Source organism: Flavobacterium sp. LM5, assembly GCF_002017945.1.
Classification (GTDB): domain Bacteria; phylum Bacteroidota; class Bacteroidia; order Flavobacteriales; family Flavobacteriaceae; genus Flavobacterium; species Flavobacterium succinicans.
This window is the reverse complement of the sequence record NZ_MUFX01000013.1, coordinates 1-5,116: the sequence shown is the minus strand read 5'-3', so window position 1 is coordinate 5,116 and position 5,116 is coordinate 1. Positions and strand designations below refer to the sequence as shown.

Genomic DNA, 5,116 nt, shown 5'->3' with positions numbered 1-5,116 from the left:
AATTTTTATTACTGAAATTCCATGTGACACGATTTTTGTATTGAAAGGATATGCAGGAACGGGTAAGACAACGGTAATTTCTACGCTGGTGAATAGCTTAGCGAGCATCAACAAAAAAGCGGTTTTATTAGCGCCAACGGGTAGAGCCGCCAAAGTAATCGCTAATTATTCTGAAAAACCAGCTTTTACGATTCATAAGAAAATTTATTTTCCCAAAAAATCGTCGGGAGGCGGAGTTTCTTTTACGTTACAGCCCAACAAACACAAGAATACTATTTTTATAGTCGATGAGGCTTCGATGATTTCAGATACCAATTCGGATTCGAAATTATATGAAAATGGATCACTTTTGGATGATTTGATTTCGTATGTATACTCGGGAACCAATTGTAAACTGATTCTTTTAGGAGATACGGCTCAGTTGCCACCTGTCAATTTAGATATTAGTCCGGCCTTAGATATTCAAACTTTATCGTTGCATTACAACAAAGAAGTCGATCATATTGAGTTGGATGAGGTAATGCGACAAGCTGAAGATTCGGGTATTTTGTTCAATGCAACGGCTTTGCGTGAATTACTCCAAGATTCTTTTGTTACCGAGTATCAATTTGATTTGAAAAAATTTAAAGATATCGTTCGACTCGTGGACGGCTACGATATTCAAGATGCGATTCATTCGGCCTATAGTAACTACAGCATTGAGGACACCGCTTTTATTGTACGTTCCAACAAAAGAGCCAATCAGTACAACGAACAAATTCGGGCCAAAATTTTGGATAAAGAAAGTGAATTGGCTACGGGTGATTTTTTGATGGTGGTCAAGAACAATTATTTTTGGCTAAAAGATTCCGACGAAGCCGGATTTGTGGCCAATGGTGATATTATCGAAGTACTTGAAATGTTTGGTATCAAAGAGCTCTATGGTTTCAAATTTGCCAAAGTCAAAATCCGAATGGTCGATTATCCCAACCAAAAACCTTTGGAAACCGTTTTGTTATTGGATACGATAAAAAGCGAATCTCCTTCTTTGACTTATGAAGAATCGAACAGATTGTATCAAGAAGTGATGAAAGATTACGAAGGAGAAACGAAATACAAACAGTTTCAAAAGGTCAAAAACAATGAGTATTTTAATGCGTTACAGGTTAAATTTTCCTACGCTATCACTTGTCATAAATCTCAAGGTGGACAGTGGAATACGGTTTTTATAGAACAGCCGTATTTGCCTAACGGAATCGACACCGATTACATTCGCTGGTTGTACACCGCAATGACTCGTGCCAAAAATAAGTTATATTTGATAGGATTTAAAGACGATAGTTTTGTGGAGTAATTGTTTGAAATGACCGCTAATTCGCAAATTTTTAATTTAAATAGTAATGGGTGTAATTTGTGAATTTGCGGTAAAAAACAACAATTACGAATGAGTTAAAGTCTTTCGTGTTGTCACAAAATATGGATTTTATATCTTTGTTAAAAATAATTTTAAATAGGATAATATTCATCTTTGAATGCTGTTGATGTAATAAATAGGTCTATTTCACACATAGTAACTTTGTGAACAGTAAAACGTCTATTGCTTTCTTATAAGAACTAAAAATTTTATACTTTTCCTATGTGGTTAAAAATGATTTCCCCTAAATAAGTCCTTTAAATTTTAAAACTTTACTCTTTAAGAGCCTTAACGGCAATAAAAATAAAACAATGAAAATAATAGCAGTCATTCCCGCTCGATACGCCTCAACGCGATTTCCGGCAAAATTAATGCAAGATTTAGGTGGAAAAACAATCATCAGAAGAACTTATGAGGCCGCCATTAACACCCAACTTTTTGATGATGTGTTTGTGGTAACCGATTCTGATATCATCTATAATGAAATTGTATCAAACGGAGGAAAAGCCATCATGAGTATCAAAGAGCATGAGTCGGGGAGTGATCGTATTGCAGAGGCAGTGGAACATCTTGATGTAGATGTTGTGGTCAATGTGCAAGGCGATGAACCATTCATCAATGCAGAGCCTTTAGCTAAAGTAATTGAAGTATTTAAAAAGGATACGAATCATCAGGTGGATTTGGCTTCGCTGATGCGAGAAATTACAGATGAAGACGAAATTAATAATCCTAATAATGTAAAAGTAGTTGTGGATCAAAATGGATTTGCGTTGTATTTTTCACGTTCAGTAATTCCTTATCAAGAGAGAGAAATGTAGGGGTGTGCTATATGCAACATATTGGAATTTATGCTTTTAGAAAACAAGCCTTATTGGATTTTTACAGTTTACCCATGAAATCCCTAGAAGCTTCCGAAAAACTAGAACAATTACGCTATTTGGAATTCGGGAAACGTATCAAAATGGTCGAAACTGCACACGTGGGTATTGTATTGATACGGTTGAAGATTTAGAGAAGGCTAGACTATTTTTGAGCTAAGTACGAGTGGTACTACTATAAAAACTGCTTTATTTCGGACTAAATTTAGAAGAGCGATAAAATGACTTTAAAAAGTTAATTTTCATGGCTTTTTAGATATAATTAACAAGTGTCGCAAAGTATTAAATATTATACAAGGAATGAGACACTTGTTAATTATATCTAAAAAGGCCATGAAAATTAACTTTTTAAAGTCATTTTATCGCTCTTCTAAATTTAGTCCGAAATAAAGCAGTTTTTATAGTAGTACACTCGTACTTAGCTCAAAAATAGTCTAGCCTTCTCTAAATCTTCAACCGTATCAATACCAATACCCACGTGTGCAGTTTCGACCATTTTGATACGTTTCCCGAATTCCAAATAGCGTAATTGTTCTAGTTTTTCGGAAGCTTCTAGGGATTTCATGGGTAAACTGTAAAAATCCAATAAGGCTTGTTTTCTAAAAGCATAAATTCCAATATGTTGCATATAGCACACCCCTACATTTCTCTCTCTTGGATAAGGAATTACTGAACGTGAAAAATACAACGCAAATCCATTTTGATCCACAACTACTTTTACATTATTAGGATTATTAATTTCGTCTTCATCTGTAATTTCTCGCATCAGCGAAGCCAAATCCACCTGATGATTCGTATCCTTTTTAAATACTTCAATTACTTTAGCTAAAGGCTCTGCATTGATGAATGGTTCATCGCCTTGCACATTGACCACAACATCTACATCAAGATGTTCCACTGCCTCTGCAATACGATCACTCCCCGACTCATGCTCTTTGATACTCATGATGGCTTTTCCTCCGTTTGATACAATTTCATTATAGATGATATCAGAATCGGTTACCACAAACACATCATCAAAAAGTTGGGTGTTAATGGCGGCCTCATAAGTTCTTCTGATGATTGTTTTTCCACCTAAATCTTGCATTAATTTTGCCGGAAATCGCGTTGAGGCGTATCGAGCGGGAATGACTGCTATTATTTTCATTGTTTTATTTTTATTGCCGTTAAGGCTCTTAAAGAGTAAAGTTTTAAAATTTAAAGGACTTATTTAGGGAAATCATTTTTAACCACATAGGAAAAGTATAAAATTTTTAGTTCTTATAAGAAAGCAATAGACGTTTTACTGTTCACAAAGTTACTATGTGTGAAATAGACCTATTTATTACATCAACAGCATTCAAAGATGAATATTATCCTATTTAAAATTATTTTTAACAAAGATATAAAATCCATATTTTGTGACAACACGAAAGACTTTAACTCATTCGTAATTGTTGTTTTTTACCGCAAATTCACAAATTACACCCATTACTATTTAAATTAAAAATTTGCGAATTAGCGGTCATTTCAAACAATTACTCCACAAAACTATCGTCTTTAAATCCTATCAAATATAACTTATTTTTGGCACGAGTCATTGCGGTGTACAACCAGCGAATGTAATCGGTGTCGATTCCGTTAGGCAAATACGGCTGTTCTATAAAAACCGTATTCCACTGTCCACCTTGAGATTTATGACAAGTGATAGCGTAGGAAAATTTAACCTGTAACGCATTAAAATACTCATTGTTTTTGACCTTTTGAAACTGTTTGTATTTCGTTTCTCCTTCGTAATCTTTCATCACTTCTTGATACAATCTGTTCGATTCTTCATAAGTCAAAGAAGGAGATTCGCTTTTTATCGTATCCAATAACAAAACGGTTTCCAAAGGTTTTTGGTTGGGATAATCGACCATTCGGATTTTGACTTTGGCAAATTTGAAACCATAGAGCTCTTTGATACCAAACATTTCAAGTACTTCGATAATATCACCATTGGCCACAAATCCGGCTTCGTCGGAATCTTTTAGCCAAAAATAATTGTTCTTGACCACCATCAAAAAATCACCCGTAGCCAATTCACTTTCTTTATCCAAAATTTTGGCCCGAATTTGTTCGTTGTACTGATTGGCTCTTTTGTTGGAACGTACAATAAAAGCGGTGTCCTCAATGCTGTAGTTACTATAGGCCGAATGAATCGCATCTTGAATATCGTAGCCGTCCACGAGTCGAACGATATCTTTAAATTTTTTCAAATCAAATTGATACTCGGTAACAAAAGAATCTTGGAGTAATTCACGCAAAGCCGTTGCATTGAACAAAATACCCGAATCTTCAGCTTGTCGCATTACCTCATCCAACTCAATATGATCGACTTCTTTGTTGTAATGCAACGATAAAGTTTGAATATCTAAGGCCGGACTAATATCTAAATTGACAGGTGGCAACTGAGCCGTATCTCCTAAAAGAATCAGTTTACAATTGGTTCCCGAGTATACATACGAAATCAAATCATCCAAAAGTGATCCATTTTCATATAATTTCGAATCCGAATTGGTATCTGAAATCATCGAAGCCTCATCGACTATAAAAATAGTATTCTTGTGTTTGTTGGGCTGTAACGTAAAAGAAACTCCGCCTCCCGACGATTTTTTGGGAAAATAAATTTTCTTATGAATCGTAAAAGCTGGTTTTTCAGAATAATTAGCGATTACTTTGGCGGCTCTACCCGTTGGCGCTAATAAAACCGCTTTTTGTTGATGCTCGCTAAGCTATTCACCAGCGTAGAAATTACCGTTGTCTTACCCGTTCCTGCATATCCTTTCAATACAAAAATCGTGTCACATGGAATTTCAGTAATAAA

The 5,116-nt window shown here is 35.1% G+C and carries 2 protein-coding genes and 2 pseudogenes; 2 read left to right on the top strand and 2 right to left on the bottom strand.

Annotated features, from left to right (window positions below):
* The coding region (locus BXU11_RS16420; RefSeq protein WP_139363535.1) for an ATP-dependent RecD-like DNA helicase at nucleotides 1–1,333 on the top strand (1,333 nt) is incomplete at its 5' end.
* Between the two features lie 371 nt (nucleotides 1,334–1,704).
* Nucleotides 1,705–2,431: pseudogene (gene kdsB, locus BXU11_RS16415) on the top strand (3-deoxy-manno-octulosonate cytidylyltransferase).
* A gap of 258 nt (nucleotides 2,432–2,689) precedes the next feature.
* On the opposite strand, the gene kdsB (BXU11_RS16410) reads toward kdsB (BXU11_RS16415), so the two are convergent.
* Together kdsB (BXU11_RS16410) and BXU11_RS16405 are read right to left on the bottom strand one after the other, a co-directional pair.
* On the bottom strand, nucleotides 2,690–3,418 hold the full coding sequence (gene kdsB, locus BXU11_RS16410) for a 3-deoxy-manno-octulosonate cytidylyltransferase (RefSeq protein WP_078212942.1): 729 nt from the start codon (nucleotides 3,416–3,418) through the stop codon (nucleotides 2,690–2,692).
* A 370-nt stretch (nucleotides 3,419–3,788) separates the two neighbouring features.
* A pseudogene (locus tag BXU11_RS16405) lies at nucleotides 3,789–5,116 on the bottom strand (ATP-dependent RecD-like DNA helicase); the annotation flags it as partial.

What these genes read in the sequence shown, in the direction of transcription:
- kdsB (WP_078212942.1), bottom strand. Translation starts at nt 3,418, where the DNA reads ATGAAAATAATAGCAGTCATTCCCGCTCGATACGCCTCAACGCGATTT.